The sequence below is a fragment of the Chloroflexus sp. MS-CIW-1 genome (genome assembly GCF_030444705.1).
In the GTDB taxonomy this organism is placed as follows: Bacteria; Chloroflexota; Chloroflexia; order Chloroflexales; family Chloroflexaceae; genus Chloroflexus.
Genome location: NZ_JAUBWR010000003.1, coordinates 270,045 through 286,756, shown reverse-complemented (window position 1 = coordinate 286,756; position 16,712 = coordinate 270,045). Strand labels below are relative to the sequence as shown.

The following is a 16,712-nucleotide window of genomic DNA, read 5'->3' as shown; positions in this document are numbered from 1 at the left end:
CCTACTGTTCCCCCTCACCGGTTATGCGTTTCCGCGCTCGCTCTTTTGCGGCGCGCAATCTGGTCAGCGCATCTTCTGACTGAACCGGTGTTAATGGCGGTGGTGGCGAAGGTTGAGCAGGTGGCGGTTCGCTTGGCGGAAGCTGAACGTGCTCAGCAACCATCTGCCGCCGAGCCTGATCACGAGCGGCTCGCAAGCGACTGAGCACCGGATCGGGTGCTACTGACACTGATTCCCCAACTCGTAACATGCCGAGCGCACGAAAATCACTACGCCGAATCATCAATCGTCGCAATGCGATGTCAAACGGGAGCAAGATGAGCGCCAGCCAAAGCAGTGGTAGAGCAATCTCCTGAGCAGAGAAGACAGGGTTAAGACGCTCAAAGACTGCTGCTGGGTCGTTGATCAGTCGTCCATTTGTGGTTGTAGCCAGCTCATTGAGTAATCCTGGATTAGCTTGCGCGCTGCGGTATTCCGAAGAGTAGGGAACAACCATTCCGGCTGTCTCTTGCACAACTACCCGATCACCACTCATCCCGGCAATCTGTACCAGGTAGGTGCCGGGATTAGGGCTTTCCAACCGGGCCTGATACTGATTGGGTGCCACCTGAGTCAGTGGGATTTCGCGCCGTGAACCATCGCCGCCGATTAAGGTTGCAACCACATTCAAATCATTTTGCCCGCTGTCGGTCACCAGGCGGACAACCGTTTCACTACCGGTTACCGCTACCTCGGCCTTGACATTTTGCCCACCACGTGGGATAAGATCACCAACAAGCTGCGAAGCAAACCGCGGAAACCCATCCCACGTGATCCAGTCGTGCGCCCACTTACCCTTAGTGTCACTTAACCAGGCCGCACTACGCCCCAGCCCGAACTGCCAGGTTGCTAGGATCGGTTGTTGATCTTCAGTCGCCAGCACCAACTGGGCAGTGCTTTTCAGTGTGCTGCCGTTGTAACCGTACAACGGTGGTGTCGCATTAATACCGGCCAGGATCGGACTGCTACTGTAACGTACTGGAATAAATGGCTGTTCAACAATATAATTCCCGATCGTCGTAATTGTCTCTTGCACGAAGATTTGCGGTACGTCGGCCATATCCACTACCGGATAGTAACGTCCACCACCTTCGGCAGCCAGTTGCTGCAAATAGCTCGCCGAACCGCTCCCGGCAGCTACTGTCGTCAGGGTAATACCCTGTTCACGTAACCGCGCTGCTACGTCAAGTTGATCGCCGCCACCTCCCCAGCCATCGGTCAATAAGACAATATGCTTGATACGGGCATCAACCTGTTGTAGTACCTCTTCGGCTCGTAGCAGACCTGCCCGAATGTTGGTTGGCCCACGAGGTTCGATGCCAGCAATAGCATTCATAACCTGTTCGACTGTTGCCCCACGGGTGGTCGGAAACGCAGCAGACGCTGCCCCATCGAAGGTGACAATTCCAACCGTATCTTGTGGGCCAAGCAAGGCAACAGCTTGAGCAATCGCATCTTTGGCAATGTCGATCTTCCGTTCGCTTGAAGAGGATACCGGTGCACCACGGTCAGGATCGGCGCAATGACAGGCATCCATCGATCCTGACTTGTCAATGACAAAGACAATGGCCAGATCGGGACGTAGCTCTCGATTACGCACATCCATATACACCGGCAGCGCTTCTTCCACAGCAGTACGACCATACCCGCCAACACCGAAGCTGTTTTCGCCACCGATCATCAAAAGACCACGCCCTAGATCACGCACATAGCCGGGAATTGCTTGCATCAGGCCGACCGGTAGAGCACGCGCTGGGGTATTGACCAGCACCAGCGCATCGTAGGTGCTCAGATCGGCCAGTGTGCGCGGTGCTGCTTCAGGTGAGATCAACTCAGCGGTGATACCGGTGGCGGTGAGGGCCGTGACCAACGGTCGCGCATCGGCAGCTTCTCGTGCAATGAGCAAAATTCGCGGTGGCCCTTGCACCCGAATCAACGCGGCAGCTTCATTATTCTGAACTCGTCCATCATTTGCCGCTTCGACCTGCACCCGATACCGGCGAAAACCATTGCCTTCCACCGGCACCAGAAACTCTATTGGGGTGACACCTGGTGACAGCTCAAGCACGCGCTCTTCAACAATACCGGTGTCGTCAATGAGTCGGACGATCGCCGACTGACTGACATTGCTTTCGATATTAGCAACAATGACGGCCTCTTGACCATCACGGACACTGTTAGGAGCTTCGACACTGGCAACCAACACTTCTGCATCGGTATTCACTAGCGTCAGATCAACAATGTCGATGGGAATGCCGCGACTGGCTGCCAGGCGCGCCGCATCAATTGCACGCCCGCTATTCTCACCGCCATCAGAAAGCAACACCAGGCGTTTTTGGGTGTCAGCCGGGAAGAGCGCCATGCCGAGCTGAATGGCCGCTTCAATATTGGTGCGATGCGCAATTGGAATAGATGTAATGCGCCCTAGTCGTCGATCGCTGTCAGGGGAACGTTCGACCAGGGCGTTATCGCCAAACACAATGATTGCCGCCTGGTCATCGGTCGGCATAGACTGGAGTGCATCGCGAATAAATGCCTCTGCCTGTGCCCGTGTCGATGCGGGCATCGAATCGCTCCCATCTAGCAGAAATACGGTTGTCAGTCGATCAACCGGACGCACAAACTGGATGCCGGCAAATGCAAAGATCAGCATCACTGCCATCACAGTACGGACGGCAAGACTGGTCCAAAACCGTAACGGCGATAAACGACGCGGTGCAAACAGGGCGAGCACCACCATACCAACCGGCACGAGGAGCAACCAGAGGGCTTCAGGATAGATGAAAGAAACATACGGCATAGGCGGCACATCATTCTTGACTGACCAGATGTTTGTGTGATCATTGTACCGGTAACGAACGGTGATAGCAAGACAATATGACCTCTTTTTTGAGACGTCACGCCAACCGATGATGTTCCATCCAAGAAAAATAATAGCGCATCCGTTTTACGGATGCGCCGCACAGGATTGACAGAGGCAGACTAGGCGAGAACAGACTCGCTCTGCGGTTCAATCTCGATCTTCGCCCCAAGCACTTTCAAGAACTGCGCCAACCATGCTGGGTGAGCTGGCCAGGCCGGTGCTGTTACCAGGTTGCCATCGGTAATGGCTTGATCGGCAGGCAGTTCGTGGTATTCGGCCCCAATCAGCGGGAGGTCAGGGCCAACGGCCGCATACGCTGTGCAGCGACGCCCGTTGAGCACACCGGCAGCCGCCAAGACTTGCAGACCATGGCAAATTGCCGCCACTGGCTTGTTAGCAGTGAAGAAATGACGTGTAATTTCGAGCACACGTGGGTTAAGCCGAATGTATTCGGGTGCCCGTCCGCCAGGGATTACCAGCGCGTCGTACTCGTGTTCGTTTACATCGTCGAAATTCTGGTTAAGCGTGAAGTTGTGACCACGTTTCTCGCTGTACGTTTGATCACCTTCAAAATCGTGGACGGCAGTCCGAACAAATTCACCGGCTTTCTTGCCCGGACAGACAGCATGGACCTGATACCCAAGCGCAGCAAGGGCCTGAAACGGAACCATGACCTCATAGTCCTCTACATAGTCACCGACCAGAAAGAGGATCTTCTTTGCCATCGATATACCTCCTCTATGTCACATTGACTTCCTTGTCAGTGCATTGCATGGTGGGATGATTTCAGATTAGCACAGCTCACTCCAACTGTCAACACTGCCTGATCAAGGTCTGTCCGGAATACCCTGTCGCAGAATCGGTTGGGGCACAGCAGCGCTGTGCCCGTACATCGATCAGGTTTCATCCGCCGTATCGTGTTCAGATAGGCTCTTAATACCTGTACTACGGATGACACCTATACCGAAGCCGAAAGTGCCAGGAAGCCATCCTAATTCCCTATCACCGCCGTAATCTGTACGGGTGGTACGCTGGCAACCTGCTCGATCAGAACAGCCAGTGATCGTGGTTGAATGTGATACATCTGATCGGTAACAGGCAAGGGCTGATCTAAATCAGGTTGAGCAGTATCGATGATGACGTGCCAGCTTGCATTGTCTGGCCAATCAGGCAAGATAAATGGAACGGCCTCGTCGCCAGCGTTAATTAACACCAGCAGCACATCATCGCGCAGCGAGTTCCCGTGCTCATCGCGATCGTCAATCACAGCTCCATTCAGCAAAACCCCAATACAGCGCAACTCCGGCTGCTGCCAGAGTTCGGGGCCAACCTCTTGACCATCGGGGCTAAGCCATTCAACATCGTATTCGGCGTTCCCAAGATGACCGGTAAAAAAGCGACGACGGCGTAACACGGGGTGATTGCGTCGGAATGCGATGAGCCGCTGAGTAAACGCATGCAAAAGATCGGCTTCTGGATCAGAGCGCCAGTCAACCCAAGAGATGGGGTTATCCTGACAGTAGGCGTTGTTATTGCCTTGCTGAGTACGACCTCGTTCATCACCGGCCAGCAGCATCGGTGTACCCTGCGATAGGAAAAGGGTAGCAATGAAATTCATCATCTGCCGCAGCCTCAGTGCCTGAATTTCCGGATTGTCAGTAGGCCCTTCGACACCGCAGTTCCACGAATTATTGTGGTTATCACCATCACGATTGTCTTCACCGTTGGCTTCGTTGTGTTTCTCGTTGTATGAAACCAGATCACGGAGTGTAAACCCATCATGGGCCGTCACGAAGTTGATCGAATGGTACGGACGACGCCCATTGTGCTGATAGAGATCCATCGATCCCATAAAGCGTGAAGCGAACTCGGCTGCCTGACCAGGATCGCCTTTCCAAAAGCGACGTACTGTGTCTCGATACCGACCATTCCACTCGGCCCACGGTGGCGGAAAGCGACCGACCCAATAGCCATCAAAACCGACATCCCATGGTTCGGCGATGAGCTTGACCCGCGAGAGAATAGGGTCTTGACGTACCATTGCCAGAAAAGGACTGGTCTGTTCAGAGCCGACCGGGCCACGGGTGAGTGTGCGGGCAAGATCAAACCGGAAGCCGTCAACGTGCATCTCGGTCACCCAATAGCGTAGCGAGTCGAGGACAAGCTGGAGTGTGCGGGGATGGTTTAGATCAAGACTGTTCCCAGTTCCGGTATCATCGAGATAGTACCGCGGCTGATCAGGCACTAACCGGTAGTAAGCAACATTATCGATCCCGCGAAAACTCAGGGTCGGACCAAGATGGTTCCCTTCGCCGGTGTGGTTGTACACTACATCAATAATGACTTCGATCCCGGCAGCATGTAAGGCTTTGACCATCGCTTTGAATTCATTGACCTGAGCCTGGGGATCAGATGTACTGGCGTACCGTGGTTCTGGACTAAAATAATTGATCGGCTGATACCCCCAGTAGTTCGTCAACCCACGGTCAGCGAGGAACTGGTCGGTGATGAATGCGTGTACCGGTAAAAGTTCAACGGCTGTCACACCGAGTTCTTTCAGATACGCAACAACTGCTGGCGATGCCAGACCGGCATAGGTGCCCCGCAACGGTTCTGGTACGTCGGGATGGAGTTTGGTAAAACCCTTGACGTGTAGTTCATAAATCACCGAGTTGGCCAGCAGCGTGTCGGGAGGTCGATCATCGCCCCAATCAAATCTAGGATCGATTACTACCGAACGGGGGACATACGGTGCACTGTCACGCTTGCCGATAGTGAGATCGCCATACGGACTATCAACCCGATACCCATAGTTCGCTTTGTCCCAGATCAGTTCGCCATAGAGTGCACGTGCATACGGATCGATGAGCAGCTTATACGGATTAAAGCGATGGCCCTGCTTGGGTAAGTAAGGTCCATGAACCCGATAGCCGTAGAGTTGTCCAGGCCGTAAACCAGGAATATACCCATGCCAGACATCGTCCGTCCGTTCAGGCAGCACGATACGTACTGCTTCGCGAGCTGCGGTAGGGCTATCGAACAGACATAACTCAACCCGGCTAGCGTGCGCAGAGAAGATGGCGAAATTCACGCCCTCGCCGTCCCACGTTGCCCCGAGTGGATATGGACGACCCGGCCAGATGTCGGAAATCTGCATAACAGAGCGCCTCCTGGAAAATGACAGGCAGCGAAATGTTGACTTTTGCATAGCCAACGATACGCTGCCTTGCGATAACGTTTCTGCGAAAAGATTCAGTTGAACAATTCGAGCAATCTCTAAGTGTGCGTAGTTCGGAAATCAATCATCTTTACGTTCACGTGAACGGAACACGATCACGATTGGCGTGCCTTGAAATCCATACCGTTCACGCAGGCGATTTTCGAGATAGCGGGCATACGACCAGTGCACCAGATCACCATCGTTAGCAAAAAACAGAAAGACTGGTGGCTCAACCTGTGGTTGGACTGCATAGTACAACCGCAGATGAGCGCCTTTCTTCACGGCCATTGGTGGTTGCTGCAACATCACTTCGCGCAAGAAATTATTCAGCTCTCCGGTAGGTATGCGCTTCTGCCGTTGCGCGTACACCTCACGGGCATAGTCGAGCACATATGGCACTCGCTGGCCGGTTAGCGCCGAGACAAATACAATCGGCGCATAATCAGCAAACTTAAACGCTTCACGAACCTGATCTTGAAATTCGTAATAGGTATGTGAATCTTTCTCGATAGCGTCCCACTTGTTCACTACCAGGATCAGACCCTTTTTCGCTTCAATGACCATGCCAGCAATGTGTGTATCCTGGGCAGTGACACCTTCGCTGGCATCGATGAGCAGTAGGGCCACATCACATCGCTCAATTGCCCGTAGGGTTCGTAACACACTATATTTTTCGATACCACGTTCAATCTTACCGGCCCGTCGGATGCCGGCCGTATCAATCAGGGTAATTGGTTCACCGTGGTACACAATCGTCGTATCGATCGGATCGCGGGTTGTTCCTGGAATTGGACTGACAACACTCCGCTCTTGACCCAGTAGCCGGTTCAACAGCGAGGACTTTCCGACGTTCGGACGACCAACAATGGCGACCCGTAGATGACGTTCTTCTGCTTGATCAAAGGTTTTGGGTGGGAAATACTCGGTCAGTCGGTCAAGCACATCACCGGTACCGAGACCGTGGAAGGCACTCATTGGGATCGGATCACCCAAATTGAGCGCGTAAAACTCGACCGCATCGAGCATGCGTTCCTGACTATCACACTTGTTGACGGCCAGCACAACCGGCTTTGAGGTAGTGCGGAGGATCGCTGCTACCTCGGCATCGGCAGAAGTCAAGCCATCACGTCCGTCAACCATAAAGATAATAGCGTCGGCCTCGGCAATCGCGTGTTCAGCCTGAGCACGAGTACGGCGACTGATCTCGGCTTCAGGTAACGTTGGGTCTTCACCCCCGAAAAGGATTCCGGCAGTATCTACCACTGTAAATTCGCGCCCATTCCAAAATGTATCCCCGTACAGACGGTCGCGTGTGGTACCGGGAATATCTTCAACAATTGCCCGCCGCTCGCCGATTAGGCGATTAAAGAACGTCGATTTACCAACGTTTGGGCGGCCAACAATGGCCACAATCGGTTTTGTCATAACTCCTCCTGGACGCTGACACTCGTGCGTCCTCTAGCTTTATTATAGTAGGGATTGCAAATGGAACTTTCAGAAGTGACAATGGTCACCACACAATGGAGCGAGGTATGATTGATGCACTGTTAAGTATTTTACTCTGCCAACTAGTCGGCGAAGTCACGAGCCGTGGTCTTAGCCTGCCGGTACCAGGGCCGGTCGTTGGCATGTTACTCTTGTTTACCATTCTGCGCTGGCGAGGCCAGGTACCGGATCAGCTTCGAGCAACCGCTCAGACCATTCTGGATCATTTACCGCTCCTGTTCGTACCGGCCGGAGTCGGCGTGATCGTCCATTTACCGCTCCTGAACCGGGAAGGTCTGCCACTCCTGGCGACGATTGTGGTCTCGACGATGATCACCCTGTTGGTTACCGGCTTCACCATGCGCATCCTGCCCAAACGAAAGTGATAATTGATATGGACGAACGCATTTTCTCGCTGTGGGTCTATCTGGCCCAAACGCCGTTACTCTGGCTAACGACGACGATTGCTGTATACCGACTCATGACGATCATCAGCCGACGGTTGGGGTCGCCGCCGTTGTTGAATCCGGTTTTATTGTCTATTGTGACAATTGTGATCATCCTGCTCGTTTCTGATACTCCCTACCCAACCTACTTTGACGGAGCGCAATTTGTACACTTTCTGCTAGGACCGGCAACGGTTGCCCTGGCTATTCCGCTTTACGAAGCTGAGCGAACGCTGCGCAGAATCTTCTGGCCAGCCCTTACCGGTTTGCTGATCGGTTCAATAACCGGCATAACGGCTGCGGTAGTGGTTGGCCGGCTCTTTGGTCTATCTGATATAACCCTGCGCTCACTTGTTCCAAAATCGATCACGACACCTATTGCGATGGGTGTGGCCGAACAACTCGGTGGATTACCATCGCTGACCGCAGTCATCGTGATTGTGACGGGCATGGTCGGCGCTTTGTTCGGTTGGGAACTGCTGGGTTTGATCGGCATCCACGACGATGGAGAACGGGGTTTCGCGCTTGGGCTGGCTTCTCACGGCCTGGGTACAGCACGTTCGTTGCAGTTTAGTAGCGTAGCCGGGGCACTGGCCGGACTGGCAATGGGCCTCAACGGAGCCGTAACGTCACTACTGGCCCCTCTCATCGTGCCCTGGCTAGGATTGTAGCAGGGTGTCATGATGAAACATCACCATCTTCTCCCCTTGCCTCAAAAGCAAGGGGAGAGTCCGGATTACTCACTGACGCTCCATCGTACCGTCTGGTAACCAGCGAATACGAACGCCGTTGATCTCCGTCCAGCCTTCGAGATCCTCTTCCTCTTCCTCCTGCGGGACGAGTACCGGGCCTCGATCCTGCGACCAGAGGATGAGTTCTTCGATTGTATACCATCCCGCTCGATAACGCACCTGATCGGCTGGATTAAGCCAGAAGCGAATCTGGCCATCCATCCATTGCCAGCGCTCGAGCGAGCGCCATTCCTTGCCCTGATCACTCAGGACGATCTTAACCTCCTCCAACATGCGCAGCAGTTCCGGTAATGACCGGGGTGTACTGTAGCGCAACTGGAGCAGGCGCTGATTAATAGCGTCCCGCAGTCGTTCGAGCTCAGGTACGCTCAAACTTTCCAGATCGAAGTCAGTCACTGCGGCTTCCTTTCCGGGATGTCGATCCGGTTTACAGCATGTACGCTCTTGCCGGCCCGCCTCGACACCCATAAACAGAATCTTTGGGATTGGTAGCACGCACTGCGGTGTGCGTTGGTTGCTAACCTTCCCCCCATATGTATCATACTCCAATTTTGTTACAGAATCCTTTCCACATAGGGGGTTGGCTGCGATTTTCTCTCACTGCAATAATAACGCAAGTTGGCCCGGTTGTGTTTCACCTGGCGACCGCTGGAGATAAAATTTCAGTTATTTTTCAGGTTGGGTTGCCAGCTCGAGGCTTGTGAGCAACCACATTGCTTCTTCAAAGGTGCGACCGCACATATCAGGATGCGGACGCAGGCTCACACATACTGCTGGTCGCTCTGGCTTGCCGTACAATGCACAACGATTGTCAGCAGTCAAGTGGACACAGCGCACGCCGGCTGGCTTACCGTTGGGCATACCAGGAATAGGTGATGAGATCGAGGGTGCAATGCAACAGGCGCCGCAACCGACTCGACACTCCATAGGCTATCTCCAGAGATAATCTGGTGGGCGGGTAGCGGGTGGGGTGCGATGACAGACCAGCGCAGTCGCACTGGTGTTATGGATTGTCTCCGTCTACCCGCTCGATCCGCAGACCACTAATAGTACGGCCACGTGCAGCCCAGCGTCGGTGATAGTGCGACTCGAAGACTGCCAGTTCAGCCGGTGAAGCCGGGATAGCACGCAGCGCAGGAAAAGCGGGCAAGAGTTCTCGCATCAGCGCAAAGAGGGCAGGATGGTCGGTAAGAAAGCTGAGATAACCACCGGGAACGAGGGTTCGAGCGGCACACGCCAGCATTTGTGGTGAGACGAGCAACTGATTGCGCTGGCGATTCCGCAGGAGTGGTGGCGGGAAATGCAAAATGATGGTAGATAACGCTGCATCGGGAATGCGCTGGTAGAGTAGTCGCGCATCGGCATGAATGAACAGGATATTTGTCAGCTCAAGTGCGACGGCACGTTCAACAGCACGGTAGAGCGGTTTCGCGACAATGTCGATGCCAACGAAGTATGTGGTCGGCTGTGCTGCTGCCAGAGCGCACAGGTATTCACCGGTAGCGCAACCAAATTCGAGGGTTAGGGGAGCGACACGACCAAACAACCCTTCGGCGCTGAGTGGTGGAAAGCGCTCTGGCGTATGGTACAGTTCATGCGCCGGCCACGAACGGTAGTAACGGGCTGCAATCTCAGGTGGCGGCGCAGTAACGTGTAAGCGTGCAGGATAGCGTCCTCTGCCCATAGCTTCCGATTCCGCTTATAAAGAATGAATGTCAGGATAATTATATCGCGTCTGTACGGGAAGGGCTTGCAACGTTTTCCATTTTGAATGTCATGCACATCCGCAGAGCGATCCCCGCTCTGGGCCGTTGCCTTATCTGGAAACGCCAGCTTCCGGCCCACACTGCGATGCGTGGGTAGAATGAGGTTCCAGTTTCTTCTCTATCATCACTTGTCGGCGCCGGAAAAAACCTTGCAAAGCCCTGCCAGGTAACAGACGGGGTGCGCCGTGAGCACGAAACCTCACGCAGCCAGGCGCAGCAGTGCCAATGCTATCACCGTTGCCCAGGCCAGTACCTTAAACTCACCAGCATACAATGCTCTACGCACGTTGTCAGTCGATAGGAGAACCAGTTCTTGCGCCTCTAGATCGTCACTCTCGCCTTTACCAACAAACCTGGCCTGACGGGCCAAGAAGAGGTGAGCGATGCCAGCTCCCCGGTTGCCATCGACCGCATATCTTCCTAGCGCTTCCCATTCGGTGGCGACGTAGCCACTCTCTTCCTGCAATTCACGCTGTGCCGCTTGCAGTGGATCTTCGCCTGGTTCGAGATACCCACCCACCGGCGCTAGTGACAGACCTTCGACCGCATATTTCTCTTGTCTGAAGAGCACGAACTGCTGATCAACCGTGATCGCTGCCACATTGACATACTCCGGCGTGATCACCCATTGCCAGTTCGGAATTTCGCGGCCATCAGGCAAGACAAGATGATGCCGTTCAACCGTTAAAAATGGTGGTTGATGCAGCAATACTTCTCGCTCAAGAAGTTTCCATGCTGGCATGTGTTACTCCATTCTGTGCTTCCCAGCGCGGTAAGATGAACCGCATGCACGTTCCCCCGGCCTGATTGGCATCGATGCGAACTTGCCCACCATGAACACGTGCGGTCTGACGGGCAATAATCAGTTCAAGCGCATGCGCTCGTTGTATTTGTGCCGAAATTGCCTGTAAGTCGGTACTTGGTGGCAGAGCTGGATCGGTTACCTCGATCCAGACATAGTGTTCGTCAGCCGCACCACCGATCTGAATAATGCTGCCATCTGGTAATGACCGTGCGGCTGATATGATGAGATTCTTTAGGGCAGTATAGATCAATCCACTTGCACCGGCTGCCGGTGGCAAGTCAGGAAGACTCGTCTCAAGCTGTATGTTTCCCAGTAGGGAGAGTTCTCGTTTGGCCTCAGCTACTGCGGCCAAAGCGACGGTTGTCATATTTACCGGTTGGATAACGGTATGTTCAACTTGGGTAAAACGCTGCAAGCGACGTGCGCTACCGGCGCTAATCTCGGCTGCCGTTTCAATTATCTGGAGATCGAAGAGCTGATCCTCTCCGACATCAAGTTCAAGCAATTGCGCACGCCCCAAAATGACCGTCATCAAATTATTGATGTCGTGCGCGACACCCGCAGCCGCTAGCCCGACAACCTGAAGCTGCATGATGGCCGGATGGGTAATTGCCAGGGCCAACTCGATAAAATGAAGCTCATCGTGCCAAAAAGGGTAAGAACGTCCGTACCGATCACCCTCTTTGTCAAAGATGTGGGGAATCGTAATCGGCGCATCGGTTGTAGATTGAGGGACAAGATTCAAACTGCGCAGTAATACTTCACTGAGCAGCGCCTGGCGTTCTTCCCCAGCAGCGTATCGCACTCTGAGTTGCTCGAGCAGATGTTGCCAGATCGTCTGCCGTATCGCCATACGGCGCGTATAGATACCCTCGACCAACGATGCCAGGCCCTCAAGCACGGTTGACGATACTGACTGTTCGTCTGGCAAGACCAGGCCCCCAACCACACGACCACGCACGTTGAACGGCACCCAAGAACCCTGAACGGAGGTCAAGGTTTCAAAGGCCGGTGTCTCGGTGAGCGGCATTGCCGTTGGCGGTAACGGCCAGATCGGTGTTGGCCGAACAGAACGATGATGCACCAGCCAGGCAGTAGGACCGATAATCAGCCAGGTTGTCGCTGGCACGAAAGGAGCTAAGGCCCAACATAACTCTCGTTCAGTTACCGTTAATGGCGAAAGATGAGCAAGACCAACCACAGGGTTAGCCTCTGAACTATCAGTACATTGATTCATAAAAACGAAAATCGGCACGTTTATTATTCACTACGGCTAAATGCCATACGTCGCAACCCGCGCAATCGCTGCACAACGAAAACTACAGCAGCAATGACCAGCACAATCAGGACCAGTTTTTGGTACTGATCAACAATTTCAATCACGAACTCCCAGTTGGCGCCAAGAATAACACCCCCAACCGTAAGCAGAGATGTCCAGATCGTCGAACCGATGGTTGTAAAGAGCAGAAATCGGCCAAGCGGCATCCGGTTCATGCCAGCCGGTAATGAGATCAGACTGCGAATGATCGGAATAACCCGACCCCCAAGCACAATAATATCGCCGTGGGTGGTAAAGGCATTGAGTGCCTTATCGAGGTCTTGCTCGGATAGCAGGAAAAAACGGCCATAATGACGGAAGAAGGGTCGCACCAATGGTTCACCGGCCAGCATCCCGATGTAGTAGAGAATAATCGCTCCTAGAACCGATCCTAGCGTCCCAGCAGCAATTGCCAGCACCAGGTTCATTTCACCGCGCCCAACCAGAAAACCGGCGAACGGCATTACCAGCTCTGACGGAATAGGTGGAAAGAGGTTTTCTGCCATCATTACCAGTGTAATGCCTGGATAGCCAATTGCCAGAATGATACTTTCAATCCAGAGTCCGAGTTGTTCCAGTATTTGCCCCATGTAGTCTTTCTCCGTGTAGGGTAGTATCCGGTGCATCGATCCTGCACTGTTTGGTATGGTAGAGGATAGATACAGCGGCGTCAAGTCTGGAAAGTGAAAAATAGAGATGTTCGACATGTTCATCCCAACCAACAGTGAAATGTCGGTGCGTATGCTTCAGATTCGTTATCGGGGCGTTGTTGAGTATCACGATATACGAGACGGATTACCCGTATAATTGCGATACAGAGACCACAGGGAGAACACTGCATAAGATAGCTCCCGACAATACAGGTAGCGACAGAAATCACTCGTGCCGAGGTCAGTATGAATCACAGGCAGCGTTCGCCTCGTTTTTGCCCCCATTGTGGGAGCATGCTCCCAGAAGGAAACCCACGCTTTTGTATCGAATGCGGTCACCGCCTGAGTGACGTAGTTCAGCCGGAAGCTGTACCCCAACCAGCGGCAGGAGGGCAGGTTACCGTTCGTCTGCCCAATGCACGTGTTGAACAGAGTGTCATTGGCGGCACGATCAAATTGCCTTCCTCGGGTGCCATTCCGCCGGGCATGTGGGTGCTCGATGAACCACCCGGTCCACAAACCGTTGTCGCCATTTATGCCCCCTTACGAGCAGTTGTCGGCGGTTGGAGCGGGTTGAGCGGTCATGGCTGGCGCCGTGGTGATCGCTCTGCGCTGCGCGATTCACGAATGGCGTATACCTTCACCGCCGAGCGAGTCTGGTTCCCTGCTCCGGGGTGTGGTGGTGGTATACGCCTGCACATTACTATTGCCGCGATTGCTGAATCCGCAGAGGGGCGTAGTCGGCTTGGCTTTCACTACCGTGAAGGGGACGATCCTGCTATCAAGAAAGTGCGCAAAAGTGCGCACACTTCTCTTCCTGCCCCGACGTGTCTTGTTGACCACCGTCGTCTCTGACAGGCGTGACTTTCCCGGCTGCGGCGGGGACGGTCCCCGCTGCAGCGCCGCCATTACTGGTCGGACTCGCCACGGGTAGGGCAGTTTCGGTTGCCAGCCGTTTCAGGTTCCGCGCCGCATTGAGGTCACGGTCATGGTGCGCGCCACATTGCGCACACACCCATTCTCGATCGCTCAACGTCAGCGCCTCGTTCTTCCAGCCACACTTGGAACAGAGTCGGCTACTTGGATACCAACGATCGGCGATGATGAGATGAGTACCGTAGCGTTTCGCCTTGTATTCCAACTGCGAGCGCAACATCCCAAAGCCCACGTCAGAGATGGCGCGGGCGAGTCTCTCGTTCGCGAGCATCCCTTTGACGTTTACATCCTCGATCACTACCGCTTGGTTTTCGCGGCAGAGTCGGGTCGTGAGCTTATGAGTAAAGTCCGCTCGGAGATTGGCAAGGCGGGCATGCAGCCTTGCCAATGTCGCAGCGGACTTTTGCCGGTTGTTCGATACCGGCAGGCGCGTTCCTTTGGGCAGGCAGGCATGGCGTCCAAACCCCGCCATCTCTTTGGCGGCTTCCAGCTTGCGGCTGAGACGCCGACCGCGAATCTTGAGGCGACGCAGAGCCGCTTTGAGCGGCTTTGGCGCTTCGATGACTTCGCCGCTGGAGATCGTTGCGGCAGCCTTAACGCCCAAGTCGATGCCATTGACCTCATGGGAGGTGCGACGCCGATAGCATTGCGCATCGGGCACTTCGACCTGTATTGCCACAAACCAACGATCTGCGGTGCGCGAGACCGTCGCGCCCAGTATCTTTCCTTTGAAGCGCAGTTCCTCGGTCATAGCGACGTCGCCGATCTTGGGCAGGCGGATCGTCTTGCCGTCCAGACGGAACTTGTCGTTGGCTACGTAAAAGCTGTCGCGGCAGCGGCCCTTTTTCTTGAGCCGTGGTTCGTGCGCTTCTTTGCCCTTCTTGAGGTCGGCGAAAAACCGTTTCCATGCTTTGGCGAGATTCCTAAACGGCTGCGCGTGGGCATCCCGGTGAATGTCTTGCAACCAAGGCCGACCGTTCTCATCGAGCCACTGCGGGTCGGTGTACTTGATGGCGTTGAACTGCTTTTTGAGCGCCATTGCGTTCGGCTTGCCGCCTGCTGCGTATTGTTTGTTCCATTCATTGAGCGCCCAGTTCCAGACGCGCCGGGCCGTGCCGCAGGCGCGCTTGAAGTAGTCCACCTGCTCAGGAGTCGGGCAAAGAGCGATCTTGTGGGTTAGTTGCATGGTTGGGCCTTTTTGACGCCATGTGCATCCTGTTTCAGCGCTTCATCCACCTTCGTTCGATAGTTCCTCAAACCGTATCGCCGAGACGAAAAACAGTGCACGATGGTCATCACGTCTTGCACCATTTCCGGTTCGGGAGACAGCCGTTCCTGGGTGAGCACCAGCACTGCGCAGCCATGGGTTTTGGCGTCATGTTCGAACCACTCAAAACCGAAGCGGGCGAGGCGGTCCTGGTGAGCAAGGATCAGCATCTTGACTTGCCGTCGCCCGATCGCGTCCATACGGGCCAGAAACCGCTTGCGCTTGAAGTTCAGCCCGCCGCCCACTTCCTCGATACACTCGACCCCCGCCAATCCCTTCGCCACCACGACCTCTTCCAGCACGTTGCGCTGATTCGCCAGGTCCGGCTTCTGTGCCGCACTCGATACCCGACAGGAGGCGACCGGCGTGGTTGGCGCATGGTTCGCCTGCCGCAAACCGATGAACTCACGGATTTGCGTCTCAGGGGAGAGACGGCGGTTGCTGTCCGTTCGGGCCACCGGAATCAGCCTTCCTTCGCGTTCCCAACGCTGCAACGTCTTGACCGAGACACCAAGGAGTGTTGCGGCTTTCCCTGTGCGCATGGTGTTTTCCATGAGCACCGTTATACACTATCGCGTACTAGAAGTCAAGCTAGAGTCCGGCTCCGATGCAGGTTATCCATGCTGAATGGCGCAACCAGGATGGCGAACCAGTTCAGCATCCAATTCCAGAGATACAGATCATGGCGCCACCCCGAATTCCGCGCGTCTCCGACCTTCGGGAGGTGATCAGGCGTATGCGCGCTGATGAAGCCAGGCGCTGGCTAACCGGTAGTGCAACGCAGGGAACGTACCGCCTCCTTGGTGGTGATGTCCAACAACGCACGCCAGCCGGCAGAGGTCTCGTCCTGGTTGAAGTTGAAGAGACAGCGCGGCAAGGCTGGTTGCAACGCTTGTTTGTCCTTACCCCCACTCACTATCGGGCGCGCATCGAACAACCGCTCACCGTGGCATTTGACCAATGGCGGCACCAGGTAAATCAGATGAAACAGGAAGCAGCGAGTTTAGGGCTTGATGTAGAGACCGATGCAGTGGTTGAGTGGTGGTTAGATCGGTACAATTACGATGGCGTGATCTTCACGAATGCCCGCCAGCGCTATCAGTACGATCGGGTTGTGGTTGTGTTTCGTCGCAGCCAGTTGGTACAGGTAAGACGTTAATTCTGT

The 16,712-nt window shown here is 54.5% G+C and carries 16 protein-coding genes; 4 read left to right on the top strand and 12 right to left on the bottom strand.

The features are described 5' to 3' along the window. Position 1: 1 nt before the first annotated feature. From QTO31_RS18320 to der, 4 genes are all read right to left on the bottom strand, one after another. Positions 2-2,839 carry a VWA domain-containing protein gene (locus tag QTO31_RS18320; protein WP_301430560.1) on the bottom strand — a complete coding sequence of 946 codons (2,838 nt, stop codon included), beginning with the start codon at positions 2,837-2,839 and terminating at the stop codon, positions 2-4. Positions 2,840-3,021: 182 nt separating this feature from the next. Beyond that, complete coding sequence (locus QTO31_RS18315; protein ID WP_031460152.1) at positions 3,022-3,627, bottom strand: DJ-1/PfpI family protein; 606 nt, start codon at positions 3,625-3,627, stop codon at positions 3,022-3,024. A gap of 266 nt (positions 3,628-3,893) precedes the next feature. Next, a complete protein-coding gene (glgX, locus tag QTO31_RS18310) occupies positions 3,894-6,059 on the bottom strand; it encodes a glycogen debranching protein GlgX (RefSeq protein WP_301430556.1) in 2,166 nt (721 codons plus the stop codon). A 141-nt stretch (positions 6,060-6,200) separates the two neighbouring features. Further along, positions 6,201-7,547: a ribosome biogenesis GTPase Der gene (der, locus tag QTO31_RS18305; protein ID WP_031460150.1), complete on the bottom strand. Its 1,347-nt coding sequence runs from the start codon at positions 7,545-7,547 to the stop codon at positions 6,201-6,203. A 107-nt stretch (positions 7,548-7,654) separates the two neighbouring features. Between der and QTO31_RS18300 the strand changes: the two genes are divergently transcribed. After that, entirely contained in the window at positions 7,655-7,993 is a 339-nt protein-coding gene (locus tag QTO31_RS18300) for a CidA/LrgA family protein (RefSeq protein WP_301430555.1), read from the top strand. 8 nt (positions 7,994-8,001) lie between these two features. Beyond that, positions 8,002-8,724 (top strand): LrgB family protein, encoded by a 723-nt coding sequence (locus QTO31_RS18295; protein WP_031460148.1) that lies wholly within the window; start codon positions 8,002-8,004, stop codon positions 8,722-8,724. A gap of 69 nt (positions 8,725-8,793) precedes the next feature. Here QTO31_RS18295 and QTO31_RS18290 read toward each other — a convergent pair whose 3' ends face one another. The 6 genes from QTO31_RS18290 to QTO31_RS18265 all read right to left on the bottom strand — a co-directional run bounded on the left by QTO31_RS18290 (position 8,794) and on the right by QTO31_RS18265 (position 13,284). Continuing rightward, entirely contained in the window at positions 8,794-9,201 is a 408-nt protein-coding gene (locus QTO31_RS18290; protein ID WP_031460147.1) for a hypothetical protein, read from the bottom strand. Positions 9,202-9,471: 270 nt separating this feature from the next. Beyond that, entirely contained in the window at positions 9,472-9,732 is a 261-nt protein-coding gene (locus QTO31_RS18285) for a YkgJ family cysteine cluster protein (protein ID WP_301430553.1), read from the bottom strand. Positions 9,733-9,808: 76 nt separating this feature from the next. Then, a complete protein-coding gene (trmB, locus tag QTO31_RS18280; RefSeq protein ID WP_031460145.1) occupies positions 9,809-10,489 on the bottom strand; it encodes a tRNA (guanine(46)-N(7))-methyltransferase TrmB in 681 nt (226 codons plus the stop codon). A gap of 281 nt (positions 10,490-10,770) precedes the next feature. Continuing rightward, positions 10,771-11,313: an NUDIX hydrolase gene (locus QTO31_RS18275; RefSeq protein WP_301430552.1), complete on the bottom strand. Its 543-nt coding sequence runs from the start codon at positions 11,311-11,313 to the stop codon at positions 10,771-10,773. Beyond that, positions 11,291-12,613: a sensor histidine kinase gene (locus QTO31_RS18270; protein WP_301430551.1), complete on the bottom strand. Its 1,323-nt coding sequence runs from the start codon at positions 12,611-12,613 to the stop codon at positions 11,291-11,293. The genes QTO31_RS18275 and QTO31_RS18270 overlap by 23 nt, the downstream gene beginning before the upstream one ends. 23 nt (positions 12,614-12,636) lie before the next feature. Beyond that, a complete protein-coding gene (locus QTO31_RS18265; protein WP_031460142.1) occupies positions 12,637-13,284 on the bottom strand; it encodes a DedA family protein in 648 nt (215 codons plus the stop codon). A gap of 354 nt (positions 13,285-13,638) precedes the next feature. Here QTO31_RS18265 and QTO31_RS18260 point away from each other — a divergent pair, with 354 nt between their 5' ends. After that, a complete protein-coding gene (locus QTO31_RS18260) occupies positions 13,639-14,199 on the top strand; it encodes a hypothetical protein (RefSeq protein ID WP_301430549.1) in 561 nt (186 codons plus the stop codon). On the opposite strand, the gene QTO31_RS18255 is transcribed toward QTO31_RS18260, so the two are convergent. Together QTO31_RS18255 and QTO31_RS18250 are read right to left on the bottom strand one after the other, a co-directional pair. Further along, positions 14,126-15,466 (bottom strand): RNA-guided endonuclease InsQ/TnpB family protein, encoded by a 1,341-nt coding sequence (locus QTO31_RS18255; RefSeq protein ID WP_301430547.1) that lies wholly within the window; start codon positions 15,464-15,466, stop codon positions 14,126-14,128. The genes QTO31_RS18260 and QTO31_RS18255 overlap by 74 nt on opposite strands. Next, entirely contained in the window at positions 15,457-16,101 is a 645-nt protein-coding gene (locus QTO31_RS18250) for an IS607 family transposase (RefSeq protein ID WP_301430545.1), read from the bottom strand. The genes QTO31_RS18255 and QTO31_RS18250 overlap by 10 nt, the downstream gene beginning before the upstream one ends. A 182-nt stretch (positions 16,102-16,283) precedes the next feature. Between QTO31_RS18250 and QTO31_RS18245 the strand changes: the two genes are divergently transcribed. Next, positions 16,284-16,706 carry a hypothetical protein gene (locus QTO31_RS18245; RefSeq protein ID WP_301430542.1) on the top strand — a complete coding sequence of 141 codons (423 nt, stop codon included), beginning with the start codon at positions 16,284-16,286 and terminating at the stop codon, positions 16,704-16,706. Positions 16,707-16,712: the final 6 nt, after the last annotated feature.